The organism is Parvibaculum sp. MBR-TMA-1.3b-4.2 (genome assembly GCF_053628815.1).
In genome coordinates this window covers 2,194,141-2,212,081 of record NZ_JBRJHC010000001.1, presented here as the reverse complement: position 1 = coordinate 2,212,081, position 17,941 = coordinate 2,194,141, and the positions used below count along the sequence as shown (strand labels likewise).

At 62.8% G+C, this 17,941-nt stretch carries 19 protein-coding genes; 8 read left to right on the top strand and 11 right to left on the bottom strand.

Annotated features, from left to right (window positions below):
* The first annotated feature begins 78 nt into the window (after positions 1-78).
* The 3 genes from ACSSVQ_RS10580 to coaA all read left to right on the top strand — a co-directional run bounded on the left by ACSSVQ_RS10580 (position 79) and on the right by coaA (position 2,651).
* Positions 79-1,155 carry a pentapeptide repeat-containing protein gene (locus ACSSVQ_RS10580; RefSeq protein ID WP_454182920.1) on the top strand — a complete coding sequence of 359 codons (1,077 nt, stop codon included), beginning with the start codon at positions 79-81 and terminating at the stop codon, positions 1,153-1,155.
* Between the two features lie 146 nt (positions 1,156-1,301).
* Entirely contained in the window at positions 1,302-1,631 is a 330-nt protein-coding gene (locus ACSSVQ_RS10575) for a phosphoribosyl-ATP diphosphatase (protein WP_293327911.1), read from the top strand.
* Between the two features lie 45 nt (positions 1,632-1,676).
* A complete protein-coding gene (coaA, locus tag ACSSVQ_RS10570; protein ID WP_293327914.1) occupies positions 1,677-2,651 on the top strand; it encodes a type I pantothenate kinase in 975 nt (324 codons plus the stop codon).
* 85 nt (positions 2,652-2,736) lie between these two features.
* Here coaA and ACSSVQ_RS10565 read toward each other — a convergent pair whose 3' ends face one another.
* Positions 2,737-3,735, bottom strand: a complete 999-nt coding sequence (locus ACSSVQ_RS10565) for an adenosine kinase (protein WP_454182917.1) — start codon at positions 3,733-3,735, stop codon at positions 2,737-2,739.
* 163 nt (positions 3,736-3,898) lie between these two features.
* Between ACSSVQ_RS10565 and ACSSVQ_RS10560 the strand changes: the two genes are divergently transcribed.
* Together ACSSVQ_RS10560 and ACSSVQ_RS10555 are read left to right on the top strand one after the other, a co-directional pair.
* Positions 3,899-4,564 (top strand): sulfate transporter family protein, encoded by a 666-nt coding sequence (locus ACSSVQ_RS10560; protein ID WP_454182915.1) that lies wholly within the window; start codon positions 3,899-3,901, stop codon positions 4,562-4,564.
* Complete coding sequence (locus ACSSVQ_RS10555; protein ID WP_454182913.1) at positions 4,554-4,946, top strand: hypothetical protein; 393 nt, start codon at positions 4,554-4,556, stop codon at positions 4,944-4,946. The genes ACSSVQ_RS10560 and ACSSVQ_RS10555 overlap by 11 nt, the downstream gene beginning before the upstream one ends.
* Before the next feature lie 132 nt (positions 4,947-5,078).
* Here the strand turns inward: ACSSVQ_RS10555 and nth are convergent, their stop codons facing one another.
* Positions 5,079-5,726 (bottom strand): endonuclease III, encoded by a 648-nt coding sequence (nth, locus tag ACSSVQ_RS10550; protein ID WP_454182911.1) that lies wholly within the window; start codon positions 5,724-5,726, stop codon positions 5,079-5,081.
* A 71-nt stretch (positions 5,727-5,797) separates the two neighbouring features.
* On the opposite strand from nth, the gene ACSSVQ_RS10545 reads away from it, so the two are divergent.
* Positions 5,798-6,343 carry a DUF2244 domain-containing protein gene (locus ACSSVQ_RS10545; RefSeq protein ID WP_454182909.1) on the top strand — a complete coding sequence of 182 codons (546 nt, stop codon included), beginning with the start codon at positions 5,798-5,800 and terminating at the stop codon, positions 6,341-6,343.
* A 4-nt stretch (positions 6,344-6,347) separates the two neighbouring features.
* Here the strand turns inward: ACSSVQ_RS10545 and ACSSVQ_RS10540 are convergent, their stop codons facing one another.
* The 6 genes from ACSSVQ_RS10540 to dnaK form a co-directional block, all read right to left on the bottom strand.
* Positions 6,348-6,980 carry a 2,3-bisphosphoglycerate-dependent phosphoglycerate mutase gene (locus ACSSVQ_RS10540; RefSeq protein ID WP_454182908.1) on the bottom strand — a complete coding sequence of 211 codons (633 nt, stop codon included), beginning with the start codon at positions 6,978-6,980 and terminating at the stop codon, positions 6,348-6,350.
* Positions 6,981-7,108: 128 nt separating this feature from the next.
* Positions 7,109-7,924 carry a 4-hydroxy-tetrahydrodipicolinate reductase gene (gene dapB, locus ACSSVQ_RS10535; RefSeq protein ID WP_454182906.1) on the bottom strand — a complete coding sequence of 272 codons (816 nt, stop codon included), beginning with the start codon at positions 7,922-7,924 and terminating at the stop codon, positions 7,109-7,111.
* A 66-nt stretch (positions 7,925-7,990) separates the two neighbouring features.
* Entirely contained in the window at positions 7,991-8,671 is a 681-nt protein-coding gene (locus ACSSVQ_RS10530) for a DUF4386 domain-containing protein (protein ID WP_454182904.1), read from the bottom strand.
* A gap of 19 nt (positions 8,672-8,690) precedes the next feature.
* Positions 8,691-9,116: a bleomycin resistance protein gene (locus ACSSVQ_RS10525; protein ID WP_454182902.1), complete on the bottom strand. Its 426-nt coding sequence runs from the start codon at positions 9,114-9,116 to the stop codon at positions 8,691-8,693.
* A 72-nt stretch (positions 9,117-9,188) separates the two neighbouring features.
* A complete protein-coding gene (gene dnaJ, locus ACSSVQ_RS10520) occupies positions 9,189-10,352 on the bottom strand; it encodes a molecular chaperone DnaJ (RefSeq protein ID WP_293327944.1) in 1,164 nt (387 codons plus the stop codon).
* 94 nt (positions 10,353-10,446) lie between these two features.
* Positions 10,447-12,375: a molecular chaperone DnaK gene (gene dnaK / locus ACSSVQ_RS10515; protein WP_454182900.1), complete on the bottom strand. Its 1,929-nt coding sequence runs from the start codon at positions 12,373-12,375 to the stop codon at positions 10,447-10,449.
* 280 nt (positions 12,376-12,655) lie between these two features.
* On the opposite strand from dnaK, the gene ACSSVQ_RS10510 reads away from it, so the two are divergent.
* The gene (locus tag ACSSVQ_RS10510) at positions 12,656-13,321 is read left to right on the top strand and encodes an alpha-ketoglutarate-dependent dioxygenase AlkB (protein ID WP_454184683.1); all 666 of its coding nucleotides are present in this window, start codon (positions 12,656-12,658) and stop codon (positions 13,319-13,321) included.
* A 131-nt stretch (positions 13,322-13,452) separates the two neighbouring features.
* Positions 13,453-15,315, top strand: a complete 1,863-nt coding sequence (locus tag ACSSVQ_RS10505) for an alkaline phosphatase D family protein (RefSeq protein ID WP_454182898.1) — start codon at positions 13,453-13,455, stop codon at positions 15,313-15,315.
* A gap of 6 nt (positions 15,316-15,321) precedes the next feature.
* Here the strand turns inward: ACSSVQ_RS10505 and ACSSVQ_RS10500 are convergent, their stop codons facing one another.
* From ACSSVQ_RS10500 to hrcA, 3 genes are all read right to left on the bottom strand, one after another.
* Positions 15,322-16,026, bottom strand: a complete 705-nt coding sequence (locus ACSSVQ_RS10500; RefSeq protein ID WP_454182896.1) for an NnrU family protein — start codon at positions 16,024-16,026, stop codon at positions 15,322-15,324.
* A 115-nt stretch (positions 16,027-16,141) separates the two neighbouring features.
* Positions 16,142-16,783: a nucleotide exchange factor GrpE gene (gene grpE / locus ACSSVQ_RS10495; RefSeq protein WP_454182894.1), complete on the bottom strand. Its 642-nt coding sequence runs from the start codon at positions 16,781-16,783 to the stop codon at positions 16,142-16,144.
* A gap of 88 nt (positions 16,784-16,871) precedes the next feature.
* Positions 16,872-17,930, bottom strand: a complete 1,059-nt coding sequence (gene hrcA / locus ACSSVQ_RS10490; RefSeq protein ID WP_454182892.1) for a heat-inducible transcriptional repressor HrcA — start codon at positions 17,928-17,930, stop codon at positions 16,872-16,874.
* Positions 17,931-17,941 lie beyond the last annotated feature (11 nt).

The following is a 17,941-nucleotide window of genomic DNA, read 5'->3' as shown; positions in this document are numbered from 1 at the left end:
ATCATTTCGGAAATACTCACCGCTAAGGTTCGGTGAAACGCTTGCCGAGTTTGCACAGAGTATCGGGATCGCGAAGAAATGAGTTCGTCTCCGGCGCCCAGCCGCAAGGAAAACAAGCCCCGCGCGGTCGCCCCTCGAGAAGGCCAGGCGATTGTGGGTCGCCGCATATCGCAGGACGCGCTTCGCCGGATTGCCGATTTCCATATTCGCTATCTGCGTGGCGTGCCCAATGGCTGGTGCGTGGTGATGAAGGAATGCGATCTCTCCGGCCTCGATTTCCGCGGCCTGAATTTCTCGCAGGGCCATTTCATCGGTTGCGATTTCTCCGGCGCCAATCTCGAAGACGCAGCCTTCAAGGGTACGAATCTTTTCGGCGCCGGGTTCGACGACGCCAATCTGACCCGGACGAATTTCGCCCGCGCCGATCTGCGTGGCGCGCATTTCGAGAATGCGGAGCTTTCCGGAGCGGAACTTGCCGGCGCGGATCTGCGGCGCGGCTCGGTCATCAAGATTGGCACCGAAGCGCCGTCGGGCCGGGAGAACTCCTCTTTTCGCGGCGCCAAGCTTCTCGGCACGAATATGTCGGAATGCAAACTTCAAGGCGCGGATTTCGAAGGCGCGGATATTTCCGGGGCGAGCCTTCAGGGCGCCGACCTCCGCGGCGCGAGTTTCAACGGCGCGGAGTTGACCGGCGTCTCGCTTGCCGGGGCAAACCTTTCCGAGGCCGATTTCCGCCGTGCCGTCATGGATGAGGCAACCGCGAATAATGGCGACATGATGCTGGCCGAAAAGCCGCGCCGCGCGCCGGGCCCGGACCGTCTCGCCAAAATGCTTTCGGCCCATATGCTCTGGATCCAGAGCGACGAGGCGAAGGGCGAGCGGGCCGACTTCTCCCGGATGGACATGTCGCGCACAGATTTCGCCGGCGCCATTCTGGCTGGCGCCGATTTCCATGAGGCGATCCTGGCCGACACGAATTTCGAACGTGCTTTCCTTGCCGCCGCCGACCTTCGCGAAACCGTGATGAAGCGCGCAAATCTCCGCCATACGGATTTGCGCGGCGCCGACCTTCGCGGCGCCGATCTCACCGAGGCCGACCAGGAAGGGGCAAAACTGGGAGACCTTGCCGGGACCGCTCTCTCCACCCGCCGCTGACGCAGAGGAAGGGGGCCCGCCCTTCCCGTCCCGCCTTCGCTCTCCTTCCGATTACTGGCCTCTTGTGGATAAATCTGCTAGGTGAGCGCCTTTGGAGCCGGCACGGACAAGGCGCCGGCGATTTCCTTTAGCCTGAGGACAGACCGATGGGCGTCGACGCCTCCCAACTCGATGACCTCTTCCGCACGATCGTTTCACGAAAGGGAGCTTCGCCCGACACGTCTTACACGGCGAAGCTGCTGGATCGCGGGACCGAGAAATGTGCGCAGAAACTCGGCGAGGAAGCTGTCGAAACGGTGATCGCGGCGGCCGCCGGAAAGCGTGACGAGGTCGTCACCGAGGCGGCCGACATGCTCTACCACTGGCTTGTGCTCATGGCCGCGCTCGACATCGACCCGGCGGAGGTCTATGGGGAGATTGCCCGGCGCGAAGGCCAGTCGGGTCTGGAGGAAAAGGCGAGCCGCAAACGGGGCTGACCCGTCAAAGCGTCTCTCGAAGCAACATCGATCCGGAACCAGCCGATGCCCGACAGTGCGAGCCCTGATGGATTTGAAAAGGCGTCCACTCTTTCACCCTATCGCCATTTCACCGCCCAACGTTGGGGCAAGCTGCGTGAGGATACCCCGCTACCGCTTTCGGCGGAGGACCTGGAACGCCTGAAGGGTTTCGGCGAGCGCATCTCGCTGGCCGAGGTCGAGGAAATCTATCTCCCGCTGTCGCGCCTGCTGAACCTCTATGTCGCGGAGATGCAGGAACTCTACCGCGTCACCTCCGACTTTCTGGGCACCAAGCAGGCGAAAGTTCCCTATATCATCGGCGTGGCGGGCTCCGTCGCGGTGGGCAAGTCCACGACCTCGCGTATTCTTCAGGCACTGCTCGGGCGCTGGCCGAACCATCCCAAGGTGGACCTGATCACCACGGACGGTTTTCTCTATCCCAACGCCGTATTGCTCGAGCGCAATCTGATGGAGCGCAAGGGCTTTCCGGAAAGCTTCGACATCAAGAAGCTGCTGCGCTTCCTGTCCAATGTGAAATCGGGCAGCGCGGAAGCCGCCGCGCCCGTCTATTCGCATCACACCTACGACATCGTGCCCGGCGACGAGATCGTCATTCGCAATCCCGACATCCTCATCGTCGAAGGGCTGAACGTGTTGCAGCCCTGGAAACCCGATGAAGGCGAAGACCCGGTGCCCTTCGTCTCGGACTTTTTCGACTTCTCCATCTATCTCGATGCGGATGAAGAGGCGATCCGGCGCTGGTATATCGAGCGTTTCATGAGCCTGCGGGAAACCTCCTTCAAGGATCCCAACGCCTATTTCCACCGCTATTCCCAGCTGTCGGACGAAGAAGCGATCGCCACGGCGGACCGTATCTGGACGTCGATCAACCTGGCGAATTTGCACAGGAACGTGCTCCCCACCCGCCAGCGCGCCGATCTCATCCTGCGCAAGGGCGACGACCACCGCATCCGCGACGTCTATCTGCGCAAGCTCTGAACGGCTCAATCGACCAACTTAATCGGCCAATGAAAAACCCCCGGCCTTTCGACCGGGGGTTCGTCGTTTCGTTGTGCCGTCTGGCTTACGCCGCGAGGCCGCGTTCCTTCGCAAGCTCGGAAAGCTTCACCTCGGGCCGCGGGCCGACATGGGAGATCACCTCCGCCGCCGCCATATGGCCGAGGCGCGCGCATTCGACCGGGCTCTTGCCGCGCGACAGGCCGTAAAGGAAGCCGCCCGCATACTGGTCGCCCGCGCCCGTCGTATCGACGACCTTGGAGACCTTTTCGGCATCGGCGACATGCACTTCGCCATTGGCGACAACCACGGAACCGGCTTCGGAGCGCGTGATTGCGGCGAACTTGCAGTCCTTCAGCACCTTCTGCAGCGCGTCGTCGAAGACATCCGTCTCGTAGAGGGAGAGGATTTCCGCTTCATTGGCAAAGAGAAGATCGACCTCTTCCTTGGCGAGATTGCGGAACTCGTCCCGATAGCGGTCGACGCAGAAACTGTCCGACAGCGTGAGCGAGACGAGGCGGTCGGCGCCATGCGCGATCTTCGCCGCTTCCAGAAAAGCTTCCTTCGCCTTGGGCGGATCCCACAGATAGCCTTCCATATAGGTGATGGCGGAAGCCGTGATGACGTCCGGGTCGATATCGGCAACGGAGAGGTTCTGCGCCGCGCCGAGATAGGTGTTCATGCTGCGCTGGGCGTCGGGCGTCACCAGAATGAGGCAGCGCGCCGTCGGGTCGCCGTCGGTCGCAGGCTCGGAGGTGAAGTGCACGCCGAGCGAACGGATGTCATGGGTGAAGACATCGCCCAGCTGGTCCTTTCGTACCTTGCCGAAAAAGGCAGCCTTGCCGCCCAGCGATGCGAGACCCGCAATCGTGTTGGCGCAGGAGCCGCCGGACACTTCCGTGCCCTGTCCCATCTTCGAATAGAGCGTTTCCGCGCGCTCGGCGTCGATCAGCGTCATCGCGCCCTTTTCGATGCCGTTCGCGGTCAGGAAATCGTCATCCGCATGCGCGATCACATCCACGATCGCATTGCCGATGCCGGCCACGTCAAATTTCAGGTCGGTCATGATCCTCAGCTTGGTTGATACTTGGGTGGGTTCGCGCGGCAGTATAGGGATGTGGCGCGACATGTCCAAAAGCGCGGGTTTCTGCGGGTTTGCGCGGGAGACAGCGAGCCGTTAAGCTCGCCGCTTCCCGCCCCCGGGCCCTGGTGCAAAGGATGTTGAGCGAATGATCTCCGATGCGGTGCGCGCCCTGAGAGAAACCTTCTCTCCCTCCTTCCGTCGCGTCATGTGGATTTCGCTGGGCCTGACCGTCCTGCTTCTCGCCGCCTTCGGTGCGGGCGCGCAATGGGGGCTCAATGCGATGCCGCTCACGGGCACCGACTGGCTCGACACGATCATCGACATTCTGAGCCGATTCATTGCGGTGGTGATCCTGATCCCGCTCGTCCTGCCGGTGACGACGCTGGTGGCCGGCCTCTTTCTGGAAAGCATCGCCGCGGAAGTGGAGGAGAAGGACTATCCGGGTGACGCGCCGGGCAAGGATCAGCCTTTCTTCGCCTCCATCGTGACCGCGCTGCGCTTCACGCTGGTGCTCATCGCTTTCAATCTCGTGGCGCTGCCCTTCTATTTCATCCCCATCGCCAATGTGATCGTCTTCTGGGGCATGAACGGCTATCTGGTGGGCCGCGAATATTTCGAGCTGGTGGCACTGCGCCATCGCGACGCGAAGGACACGAAGGCCCTGCGCCGCAGGTACTTCATGAGTGTCTTCGTGGCAGGCATCGCCATTGCCGCCTTCGCCACCGTGCCGATCCTCAACCTCTTTGCGCCGGTCTTCGGCACCGTCTTCATGGTCCATACCTATAAAAGGATAAATGCCCGTGCGGCCTGACTTGCGCCTCTGTCTCGTTCTGGGCGCGGCGCTCCTGCTCGCCGGCTGCCAGACGCCCCGTCAATATCCCGACGCGCGCGGCGGCGATGCAATGGCAAGCCTGCCCCCGCAACAGAAGCTGACGCCGGACCGTCTCGTCGGCGTCGAGCCGGACACGCTGGAACGGCGCCTCGGCAAGCCGGACTTCCGGCGCACCGAGCCGGGCTCGGAAATCTGGCAATATGGCGGAAGCGGCTGCTCGCTCTTCGTCTATTTCTATCCCGACGATCAGGGCCGGATGGGCTCGACCTATATCGATGCCCGCCGCCGCGAGGGCGGGTCCGCCGACAAGCAAAACTGTATCGACGAAGTGGCCTCGAAGCGCACGTCGCCGATGTCTTAGTAAGATGACGGCAGACCGGATGGACCCCGGATCAAGTCGGGGGTGACGGGCATATTGGGAACCTTGCCTAAATCTCCGGCGTCATTCCGGGCTTGACCCGGAATCCATGCAGCATTGCGGTCGCGCACCGTGTCACGCCGCGACCGTCTTTCCCTTGAACAGGCAAAGATCGCTCACCGGACAGGCCGGGCAGTCGGGCTTGCGCGCCTTGCACACGTAGCGTCCGTGCAGGATGAGCCAGTGATGGGCGTGAAGGCGGAAGGCCTCCGGCACGCGCTTTTCGAGCTTTTGTTCGACTTCCAGCACATTCTTGCCCGGCGCAAGGCCCGTGCGGTTGGATACGCGGAAGATATGCGTATCGACCGCAATGGTCGGCTCGCCGAAAGCGACATTGAGCACCACATTGGCCGTCTTGCGCCCCACGCCCGGCAGCGCCTCCAGCGCCTCGCGCGAGCGCGGCACTTCTCCGTCATGCTGCGCGATAAGCTGTTCCGACAGTGCGATGACGTTCTTGGCCTTGTTGCGGTAAAGCCCGATGGTCTTGATGTGGTCGGTCACCTTGCCGAGCCCGAGCTTCAGCATTTTCTGCGGCGTGTCGGCGAGCTGGAAAAGTTTCTCGGTCGCCTTGTTGACGCCCTTGTCGGTTGCCTGGGCCGACAGCACCACGGCGACCAGCAGCGTATAGGGATTATGGTATTGAAGCTCCGTCTCCGGCTCCGGCAGCGCCTTTTGCAGACGGCTGAAAAACTCTTCGATGGCGGGCTTCTTCATCAGGGGCATGGGACAGGCTCTCCGGCTGCGGCGCTGCCGCGCATTGTCGGGCGGCGGCTCAGACCCTATTCTATACAACCATGACACCATTGCCGGAACATCGCGGCGCCCAGCCTTTGCCGGCGGACGGGAGGCTGCATTTCAACGCCCTCATCACGCCCCATCGTTCGCTGGGGCGGCAGGGCTTCCTCGTCGTCATGGGGATCGTGGTCGGGGTAAACTTTCTGGCCGGTCTTCTTTTCGCGCTGAAAGGCGCCTGGCTCGTTGCGCCCTTTTGCGGGCTCGACGTGGCGCTGGTCTGGTGGGCGTTCCGCGCCAACTACCGCGCCGCCCGCGCGCATGAGACCGTCCAGCTCAGTGACAGCGAACTGATCGTGCGCCATGTGGACCAGTACGGGAGGGCGAAGGGCTATAGCTTCGAGCCTTACTGGGTGCGGCTCGATCTGAAGGAAAATCCCGACGAGACGACCGAACTCCGCCTGCGCAGCCACGGCCGCGATCTGGAAGTCGCCTCGTTTCTTTCGGTGCCCGAGCGCCGGGACTTCGCCAACGCGCTGTCCCGGGCCCTGCATGAATGGCGGGGCGCGCCCGAACATGTGTCGGAGCACGCGCCGCTGACGCAGTGAAGGCTCAGTGCGCCTCGCGCTCGATCAGCATCTTTTTCGTGAGCACTTTGCCGTTGTCGTCCAGCTCATAGACGATCGGCACGCCGGTCGCGATGTTGAGCTTGGTGATCTCGTCTTCCGAGAGCCCGTCGAGCTGCATGACCAGCGCGCGAAGCGAATTGCCATGCGCGGCTACCAGCACCTTCTCGCCCTTCAGCACGCGCGGCAGAATGTTCGCCTCGTAATAAGGCAGCACGCGCTCCGCCGTCATCTTCAGGCTTTCGCCGCCGGGCGGGGGCACGTCGAAGGAACGGCGCCAGATATGGACCTGTTCCTCGCCCCATTTCTCGCGGGCGTCGTCCTTGTTGAGGCCGGAAAGATCGCCATAGTCGCGCTCGTTCAGCGCTTGGTCCTTCACGATCTCGATGTCGGTCTGGCCGAGTTCTTCCAGCAGGATGCGGTTCGTCTCCTGCGCGCGCGTCAGCGCGGAAGTGTAGGCGACGTCGAAATGATAGCCGCCCTTTTTCAGCGCTTCGCCGGCTTCCCGGGCCTCTTCCTTGCCCTGCTCGGTCAGCTCCGGATCGCGCCAGCCCGTGAAAAGGTTTTTCTTATTCCAGTCACTCTGTCCGTGGCGGACGAGAACAAGCAGGTTGGCCAAGGGTCGCTCCTTTGCTCTGTGGTCTGATGAAATTGGTGCGTTTAACGAAAACGTTGAAGCGCGCCAGAGTTTTTGATTTTCGCGCTTCTTGTCCGAAAATCGGTTCCCGCTTTTCGGGAAGCGCTTGGTTAGTCGATGCCGAGTACGTCGGCCATGTCGTAAAGGCCGGGCTTGCGGCCTTGTGCCCATTGCGCGGCCTTGACGGCGCCGCGCGCGAAGATACCGCGATCTTCCGCGATGTGCCCGAGCACGAGGCGCTCATGCGCGCCGGCAAAGATCGCCTGATGTTCGCCGACCACCGAGCCGCCCCGGAGCGCGGCAAAACCGATCGCGCCTTCCTTGCGTTCGCCGGTGATGCCGTCGCGCCCGCTCTCGAAATTGTCCTTGAGCGCGATGTTGCGCCCGTCCGCGGCCGCCTCGCCAAGCATCAGCGCCGTGCCCGACGGCGCATCCACCTTGTGGCGATGATGCATTTCGACGATTTCGATATCCCATGTGGGGTCGAGCGACCGCGCCGCCTGGCGCACCAGCGCGGCGAGCAGGTTGACGCCGAGGCTCATATTGCCGGCCTTCACGATGACGGCGCCCTTGGCGGCCTCGGCGATTGTCGCCTCGTCCTCGTCGGTAAAGCCCGTGGTGGCGATCACATGTACCTTGCCCGTCTTCGCCGCTTCCTGCGCGAAGGCGACACTCGCCGCGGGGCGCGTGAAATCGATGATGGCGTCGCAATCGGCGATCGCGGCCGCGGCATCGCTGGTGGCAGTGAGGTCCAGCTTATAGGCAAGACCGGCCAGCTCGCCGAGATCGGCGCCCAGATGCGGCGAGCCTTCCGCCTCGATACCGGCCCCGATGGCGACGCCCGGCATCTCATGCACGACCTTAAGGATCGTGCGTCCCATGCGTCCGGCGGCGCCGGTCACGGCTATCTTCAGGTCCTGGGTCATGCCTCATGCCTTTCAGTTGCCGGGGATATAGCAGGCGGAAGGGGTCGGGCCAAGTTGCGGGCAGCCTCAGGCGGCGCGTCTCGTTGGTAGCCCCTTGACGAGAAGCCACAGGCAAAAGCCGAGTTCCGCCGCAAGCGGCACTGCATAAGCCGGGGCGAACCCGCTCGACAGCGCCGGAGCGAGGATGCGCAGATAGCTGCCTGCGAGATAAACCCCGCCGGCGGCCATCAGCCCATAGCCGAAAACCCCGTGCAGCCAGCCTGAGCGCAGAAGCAGCCAGCCGGTGAGAAGGCAGTTCACGCCGAAAAAGACGAGGCCGAGATCGTAGCCGAGGCTGTGCAGCTCGAGCGAGCGGCGGGCCGTTTCGGTGCCGTTCTCGCCATCCCCGATGGCCAGAAGGGTCGCTTGCAGGTTGAGAAGATTGACCCCGAGGATCGCCGTCTGGATGAGGCGGAACGCCATGGCCATGAGCGCCACCGTGGCGTTCACCGGACGCAGCAGCAGAAAAAGGAGTACGGCCAGCGCCGCATCGCAGAGCGCCATGACGCTGTCCGCCGCAATGCTGAGACGGAAAAGTCCTTCATGCGCAGCGATCCCGGCCGCCGTCGCTGCGGCATCGCCCGGCGCGACGAGCGCGGCCCGGACGACCATCTCGCTCCAGATGCCGAGTATGATGATCGCGAGATAAAGCAGGCCTGCGAGGCGGGCGGCTTTCATCCGGTCGAAATCGCTGGCAAGGACGGTCATGGCTGGCTCCGGTGCAATGTCATCGGGGTCTTTTGCCGAGATTATCGAAAAATCGCAGCAAGTAGCCGTCGGGATCCGCAACGACGAATTGAAGGTTCCCGGCCTCGTAGTCTCCCTGCCGGTACCAGCGTTCTTCTAGGGGAATATGGATGGCGAGATCGGACGCCTGAACCATCGCATAGAGCGCCCGAACGTCCGGTACCTCGATCTGGAGATTCATTCCCCGTCCGAACGGAAATTCCATCGCAGCGGTTTGGAAGCTGCGACCCGGCCCGGTCAGCTCTTCAAGCATGAGATGGGCCTTGCCAAGGGCGAGATAGGCGAAGCGTTCTTCGGGGCGAGAGTAGAGGATCTTGAAGGTGAACACTTCAGTGTAGACCTTCAGCGAGGCCTCCAGATCGGTCACATCAAGTTCGGGTACAATCGCAGGCGTTTCGACGGACATGTTCTTACCCTGCAGGCGGCGGAACGAAAAAGGCCCCGCCGAAGCGGGGCCTCTTATCCTGAACCGGATCGGTCAGTTCTGGAAGCTGTCCCAGAAATCCTTCACCTTGGCGAAGAAGCCGGTGCTTTCGGGATTGTTGGCGTCGCTGGACGCTTCCTCGAACTCCTTCAGAAGCTCTTTCTGCTTCTTGGTGAGTTTCACCGGCGTTTCGACGGTGGCCTGGATATAGAGGTCGCCGAAATCGCGCGTATTGACGATGGGCATGCCCTTGCCGCGCAGGCGGAACTGGCGGCCGGTCTGGGCGCCCTCGGGCACTTTGACCTTCACCTTCTTGCCGCCCAGCGTCGGCACTTCGATCTCGCCGCCCAGCGCCGCCGTGGCGATGGAAATGGGCACCCGGCAGAACAGATCCGCCCCGTCGCGCTGGAACAGCGTGTGCGGGCGCACCGACAGGAAGATGTAGAGATCGCCGGGCGGGCCGCCGCGCAGCCCGGCCTCGCCCTCGCCCGACAGGCGGATGCGCGTGCCGTCTTCGACGCCCTGCGGAATGTTCACCGAGAGCGTGCGTTCCTTCTCGATCCGGCCTGCGCCGTTGCAGGCCTTGCAGGGCTTGTCGATGGTCTGGCCGCGGCCGTGGCAGGTCGGGCAGGTGCGTTCCACCGTAAAGAAGCCCTGGCTGGCGCGTACGCGCCCGTCGCCCTGGCAGGTCGGACAGGTAACAGGGCTCGACCCCGGCTCCGCGCCGCTGCCATGGCACTCTTCGCAGGTGACGGAGCCCGGCACACGGATCTGCGCCTTTTTGCCGTCGAAGGCTTCTTCCAGCGTGATGTCGAGATTGTAGCGCAGGTCGTGACCGCGCATCCGGCCGCCATCGCCGCCGCGCCCGCGTCCGCCGCCGCCACGCCGTCCACCCATGAATTCGCCGAACAGATCGTCGAAAATGTCGGACATGGAGGCGCCGAAATCGCCGTGGAAGCCCTGCTGACCGCCCCGGGGACCGCCCATGCCGCCATCGAACGCGGCATGCCCGAACTGGTCGTAGGCCGCGCGGGACTGCTCGTCCTTCAAGACGTCATAGGCCTCGTTCAATTCCTTGAACTTGTTCTCGGCCTCGGCATCGCCGGCATTCTGGTCGGGGTGATATTTCTTGGCGAGAGACCGGTAGGCCTTTTTCAGCTCGTCGGCTGAGGCGTTCCGGTTCACGCCGAGGATTTCGTAATAGTCGCGCTTGGACATGAAGGATTACCCGGTGGGCGCTGAGCTTGGGCCCTGAAGCGGTTGAAGTCGGACGGGACGCGCAGACCGCATCCCGTCCACTTGTTGGAACTCCTTAGGAGTTCTTACCCTCATCCTTCTTGTCGTCATCCTCGACTTCCTCGAAGTCGGCATCGACGACATCGTCCTGCGAGCTGCCGGCCTCGTCGCCACCGGCGGCATTCGCCTCGGCATCAGCCTGCTGCTGCTTGTAGAGCGCTTCGCCAAGTTTCATCGAAACCTGGGTCAGGGCTTCCGTCTTCGCCTTGACGTCGTCGGCGGACCCGTCCTTGAGGGCCGTCTTCAGCTCCTCGGCGGCGGCTTCCACTTCCGACTTCACCTCGGCGTCGATCTTGTCCTTGTTCTCCTCCAGCGTCTTCTCGGTGGAGTGGACAAGCGCTTCGGCGTGGTTGCGGGTCTCGACTTCCTCACGCCGCTTCTTGTCTTCCTCGGCGTGGGATTCGGCGTCCTTCACCATCTGCTCGATGTCGGTTTCCGACAGACCGCCCGACGCTTCGATGCGGATGGTCTGCTCCTTGCCGGTTGCCTTGTCCTTGGCCGACACGTTCACGATGCCGTTGGCGTCGATGTCGAAGGCGACCTCGATCTGCGGCACGCCGCGCGGTGCGGAGGGAATGCCGACAAGGTCGAACTGGCCGAGCAGCTTGTTGTCTGCCGCCATCTCGCGTTCGCCTTGGAAGACGCGGATCGTCACCGCCGACTGATTGTCTTCAGCCGTGGAGAAGGTCTGCGCCTTCTTGGTCGGGATCGTCGTATTGCGGTCGATAAGGCGGGTGAACACGCCGCCCAGCGTTTCGATGCCGAGCGAAAGCGGCGTCACGTCGAGCAGCAGCACGTCCTTGACGTCGCCCTGCAGCACACCGGCCTGAATGGCGGCGCCCATCGCCACCACTTCGTCCGGGTTCACCGACATGTTCGGTTCCTTGCCGAAGAAGGCTTTCACCTTTTCGCGGATCTTCGGCATGCGGGTCTGACCGCCGACAAGCACCACTTCGTCGATCTGTCCGGCATTCACGCCCGCATCCTTGAGCGCGGCCTTGCAGGGCTCGATCGTGCGCTCGATGAGCTTGTCCACCAGCGCTTCCAGCTTGGAGCGCGTGATCTTGAGGTTGAGATGCTTCGGGCCGGAGGCGTCCGCCGTGATGAAGGGCAGGTTCACTTCCGTCTGCGAGGACGAGGACAACTCGATCTTCGCTTTTTCAGCCGCCTCTTTCAGGCGCTGAAGCGCGAGTTTATCCTCGCGCAGGTTGATCCCGTTTTCCTTCTTGAACTCATCGGCCAGATAACCGACCAGCAGCATGTCGAAATCTTCGCCACCGAGGAAGGTGTCGCCATTGGTGGCCTTCACCTCGAACACGCCGTCGCCGATTTCGAGGATCGAAATATCGAAGGTGCCGCCGCCAAGGTCGTAGACGGCGATGGTTTCGCCGCTCTTCTTCTCAAGGCCGTAGGCAAGCGAGGCCGCGGTCGGCTCGTTGATGATGCGGAGAACTTCAAGCCCTGCGATCTTGCCGGCGTCCTTGGTCGCCTGGCGCTGGGCGTCGTTGAAATAGGCCGGAACGGTGATGACGGCCTGGTCGACCTTCTCGCCGAGATAGCCTTCCGCGGTTTCCTTCATCTTCTGCAGGATGAAGGCGGAAATCTGCGAGGCGGAATATTTCTCGCCATGCGCTTCCACCCAGGCGTCGCCATTGTCGGCGCGGACGATGCTGTAGGGCACCATCTCCTTGTCTTTCTGGGTGGTCGGGTCGTCATAGGCGCGACCGATAAGGCGCTTGATCGCAAAGAGCGTATTGGTGGGGTTGGTCACCGCCTGGCGTTTGGCGGACTGACCAACCAGCCTTTCGCCATCCTGCGTAAAGGCGACCATGGACGGTGTCGTCCGCGCGCCTTCGCTGTTTTCGATGACTTTGGCCTGATTGCCTTCCATGACCGCGACACACGAATTCGTCGTGCCAAGGTCGATGCCGATTACTTTTCCCATCGTGCTTCTGGTCCTCTTGTCTGTGGCAGGCCGGGCAAGCCCCGAATGCTGTCCGTTTCTCCGAAGAGACGTCACCAGCGCGGGCGCTTTGCGAGGGGGGATGGCGAACCGCCAACCCGCCCCGGACCGGCCCCCAAAGGGTCCTTTAGGGGTTGGAACTGGTTGCGCTGTATATAGGATTGGGTTCTACGGGCCGCAAGCGGTGATGCGGCAATTTGGTCACACTGGTTTTTCGGCCTGTTCCGGGATCTGCCATGTCGCATGAGCGGGTAAACGCATGATGACAGCCCCTGCATCGGCGGAAACGGCGCTGAAAGCAAGGCCCGGCGGCGTGGATACGGGCATGGCGGGGCTCCTGCTCTTTCCTCACGCGCTGGACGATGCGGCTCAGCAACACCTGGCTGCCGAATTGCGCGAAGCCGTCCGCGCCGCGCCGCCCTATCGCCCGGTCATGCCGCGCACCGGCCAGCCCTGGTCCATCACCCAGACAAATCTCGGGCGTCTGGGCTGGGTATCGGACGTCTCCGGCTATCGCTATGAGCCCCGCCACCCGGAAACGGGCCGCCTCTGGCCGGCCATACCCGAGAGCCTGATGGCGCTCTGGGACGAGCTGACCGGCTACCCCGCCCCGCCCGAGGCCTGTCTTCTCAACATCTATCGCGGGCCGAAAGCCCGGATGGGCCTCCATCAGGACCGGGACGAGGAGGCGCTGGACGCCCCGGTCCTTTCCCTGTCGCTGGGCGACACATGCGTCTTCCGGGTGGGCGGATTCGCCCGCCGCGACAAATCGAAGAGTTTCAGATTGGCTTCCGGCGATGTGCTGCTGCTGGGCGGCGAAAGCCGCCTGCGCTTCCACGGCGTGGACCGGACGATCCCCGGCTCCTCCTCGCTGCTGGAAGGCGGCGGACGTCTCAACATCACGTTGCGCCGCGTGACGAAACCCTGAGAATGCGCCTTTCCGGTCTTTCCGGGCAGGTTTTCATGCGCGTTCGCACCGGCAAAAAAACCGACATTATGGCTTGATAGGCTGACGATCATGTCGTGGCGATTGATCGGCAGTTCCTGGGGGTATCGAGCATGAGTTGGGATCGCTTTACCAGACGACAGACGCTTTTGGGCCTGACCGCGGTCGGCGGGCTCGGTCTTGCCGGCTGCGACGAGAAAAAACAGGCATCAGAGACATTCGACGCCGCCTTCGGCCATGGCGTGGCCAGCGGCGACCCGAAAGGCGATGCCGTCATCATCTGGACGCGCGTGACCACGAACGAAACCTCGCCCCTGCCCGTTCGGTGGATGGTGGCGGAAGACGCCGATTTCACGAAACCGGTCGCCGAGGGCGAAACGCAGGCGAGCGCGGCCCGCGATCATACGGTGAAGGTCGATGTCACGGGCCTGACGCCGGGCAGCGTCTATTATTATCGCTTCGCGGTGGGCGACACGCTTTCGCCTGTCGGGCTCACGAAAACGCTTCCCGCGGAAACGGAGCGCGCGCGCTTCGCGGTGATCTCCTGCTCGCATTATTCCTTCGGCTATTACCATGTCTATCGGGAAATCGCCGCAACAGACAACCTGGATGCCATCGTGCATCTGGGCGATTACATCTACGAATATGGCGTCGACGGATATGGCGGGGATGTCGGCAAGGAACTCGGCCGGGCCCATGAGCCCCCGCATGAGCTGCTGACGCTCGCTGACTACCGCACGCGATTTGCGCAATACCGGTCCGATCCCGATCTGCAGGCCGCCCATGCCGCTGCCCCCTTCATCACCGTCTGGGACGATCACGAAACGGCGAATAACAGCTGGGTCGGCGGCGCGGGCAATCATGATCCCGCCACCGAAGGCACATGGGAGACGCGCCGCGATGCCGCGTTGAAGGCCTATTTCGAATGGATGCCCATGCGCGACCCCGCGCCCGGCAAGGCCTTCCATGCACTCAACCGCTCCTATGAATACGGCAAAATCGCCTCGATCCATGTCATCGAAACGCGGCTCACGGGCCGCGACGAAGAGCTGAGCTACAGCGAGGACATGGTCTATGAGGAAACCGCCTTCGACCTCTCCAATCCGGACAATCCGGTTGTCGTGACAGGCGAAGCGGCGATGGGCGCGGACATCCGACGCGTGAAAACGCCCTATGACGCGGCGGGCGCACCGGTCCTCGACTATGCGCGCATGACGGAGTGGCAGGAAAGCGGACTGCCGGACGGTTACGCCTACAAGCCGGATGCCGAGCGCTTTCGCAAGGAGAAGCTGAACGATCCCGCCCGGCACATGATGGGCGAGACCCAGCAGGCCTGGCTCGCGAACGAGTTGAAAAACGCCCGGGCCCGGGACATCCAGTGGCAAGTCCTTGCCAATCAGATTGTCATGGCGCGCATGGATGCACCCGACTTCACCAGGGCCTTCCCCACCGACATCGTGGAAAAGGCAAGCGCCTCAAGCCCCTGGACGAAACGCTGGCTGGACAACACCAAGCTCGGCCTGCCCATCAATCTCGACGCCTGGGATGGCTATCCGGTGGCGCGCGAAAAGCTTTATGAAGGCGCGAAGGCGGCCGAAGCGAACCTGCTCGTGCTGGCCGGCGACAGCCATAATTTCTGGGCAAGCGACCTGCATGACGACGCGGGCGATCTCGTCGCCGTCGAATTCGCCACGACCAGCGTCACGTCGCAATCGGGCTATCGCTATCTGGGCGACGATCCGCGCATCCCGGGGATCGCGGAAAAGGCCATGGTCTCGCATTGCCCGGAGGTGAAATACGCCAATGTCGAACATCACGGCTTCGTGCTGCTCGATCTGACGGCGGAAAAGGCCGATGCGACCTATATGGCCGTGACCACCGTGCGTGAGAAAGAGTACCAACCCCTCTCGCTCGCCCGCTTCACGGTGACGGCCGATAAGCCCGGTAAGCTCTCAGGCCTCAGGCGCGATAGCTGACACCCCTCAATAGGGATACCAGCCCGGCACCGGCGTGACGTCGAAGAGCCACAGATGGGCGTAGAACAGCGCGCCGAAAGCGACCAGGGCGGCGAGGATTCGCCACCAGCCAAGTTCGCCGATGGCCAGTTTGTTGCGCCCGGCGAAGATCGCCCCAAACGGAAGATTGGACGTTGTTGCGACGAAGCTCTTCCAGCTCTCGCCGTAAAGCCGCTTGCGCTTGGCGTCGATCGAAAGTGTGCCCAGTGCTGCGAGCAACGTGAAGGTGCCGAAGAAGATGAGGGAAGCCTCATCGCCGTTCATCGCCATATGGGTGAGCCCCCAGATGATGACGGCCCAGAGAAAGGGGTGCCGCGTGATGCGTAATATGCCCTTCACCGTGCCGGGATTTTCCATCAGCCCTTCCGCGCCGACCGAGGTCGGGTTGGGTGTGGTGAGGCCGATCACCCCGATCAGGAAGGCGAGCAGTATCAGAAGCGGCGCCGCATGCTTCAGCCCGTCCGGCGTCACCCAGTGAAGCTCGTTCGGTCCTTCCAGCGCCATATTGTAGGACCAGCACAGCCAGACGATGCCGGCCAGCGAGAGGAGCGAGAAGAATCCGCGATAGGGCCCCTCGCCCATGGCGCCGACCAGCCGGTCGCGCAGGGGCGTGCCCGAGATGATGAGATGAATACCCAGAAAAAACGCCGCAGCCGCCCAGAGCATGAGCATGATCGCCTCCCCTATCTTGGTCCCGCATTCGACCAATAACAGTGTTATAGATTAGGTCGAACGCTATGCACGTCAAGTAGTAGGGACCAAAAAACAGATAGATGCCAGCCTGCGGTCAGGCAGAGGTGTCCACATTGGCGCCGGGGCCGCCCGATCCGCCGCCCTCTTCCGCCTTGGCGACGCCCACACGGGCCGCGCGCAGCAGCCGGTCGCCGATCATGTAACCGGCCGACATCACCTGCACCACCGTGCCCGCGGGCTGGCCGGTGCCGGGCACCTCGAACATGGCTTCATGCAGGTTGGGATCGAATTTTTCGCCCTCGCCCGGTGTGATTTCCCGCACGCCATGGCGCTCGAAAGTGGTGAGGAGCTGACGGTCGGTCATTTCCACGCCCTCGATCATCGCCTTCACGCTGTCGGGCACCTGCGAGCGGTCGTCCTCGTTCAGCGCGGCGAGCGCCCGGCGCAGATTGTCGGACACTTCCAGCATGTCGCGGGCAAAGCTGGCGGCGGCGAATTTCACCGCATCCTGCTTGTCGCGCTCGGTCCGCTTTCGGGTGTTTTCCATTTCGGCCGCCGCGCGCAGCAAGCGGTCTTTGAGATCGGAGACCTGCGCTTCCAGTTCCCCGACGAGATCGGTTTCAGGTGCGGCCTGTTCCGCCCCATCGCCCGCGGCGGCCTGTTCGGCCTTCGCATCGCCGGGCGCGGCGTTTTCGGGGGTGTCGGCGTCCTGTGTCTTTTTTTCTTCGTCGCTCATGGTTTTCCGGTTCGAAAAAGGGATGGCGGCCTGATGGGCTCATGTGCGCGGCGCGGGCGGATATGTCAACCCGCCACGCCTAAACGGGCTATTTGATGAGGCGACCGATGAGCTTGGCGGTGTAGTCCACCATCGGAATGACCCGCGCATAGTTCAGCCGTGTCGGGCCGATCACGCCCAGCACGCCCACCACATGCTCATTGGCGTCCATATAGGGGCTCACGATCAGTGAGGAACCTGACATGGAGAAAAGCTTGTTCTCCGAGCCGATGAAGATGCGCACGCCATCGGCGGATTCGGCGAGATCCAGAAGCTGGATAAGGTCGCGCTTGTTTTCCAGTGCGTCGAAGAGATGGCGAATGCGCTCCAGATCGTCCAGTGCGTGCAGATCTTCCAGAAGATGCGAGCGCCCGCGCACGATCAGCGATTTGGCCAGCGGGTCGTCATTGGAGGCCCGCCCGCCCGACCAGGTTGCCAGTCCGGCCTCGATCACCTTGGCGGTCAGCGAATTGAGTTCGGCCCGCTGCTTTTCCACCTCGCGGGCGAGAAAGCCCTTGGATTCTTCCAGCGTCCGTCCCCGCAAATGGGCGTTCAGATAATTCGTCGCCTCCGAAAGCGCCGAGGGCGTCAGCCCCTTGGGCATTTCGATCACGCGGTTTTCGACGCCCCCGCCTTCCGTGACGATCACGACCAGCGCGCGTTCCGCATCGATCGGCACGAATTCGATATGCTTCAGCGCATCGTCATGGGTCGGCGCGACGACGAACCCCGCCGCATTGGAAAGCCCGGACAGAAGCCGCGTCGCCTCGTCCAGCACGTTTTCGACATCGCGGTCCGTGCCCGCGACCTGCGCCTCGATGGAACTGCGTTCCTCGTCGGAGAGATCGCCGACCTCCAGAAGCCCGTCGACAAAGAGCCTGAGGCCCATATCGGTCGGTACGCGGCCGGCGCTGGTATGCGGCGAGAACAGGAGCCCCAGCGTCTCCAGATCCGACATCACATTGCGGATCGAAGCCGCCGACAGCGACATGGGTATGGTGCGCGACAGGAAGCGCGAGCCGACCGGATCGCCGGTCTCCAGATACGCTTCGACGATATGACGAAGGATCTCGCGCGAGCGTTCATTGAGATCCTTGACGGCGACCATGAATGTGCAAA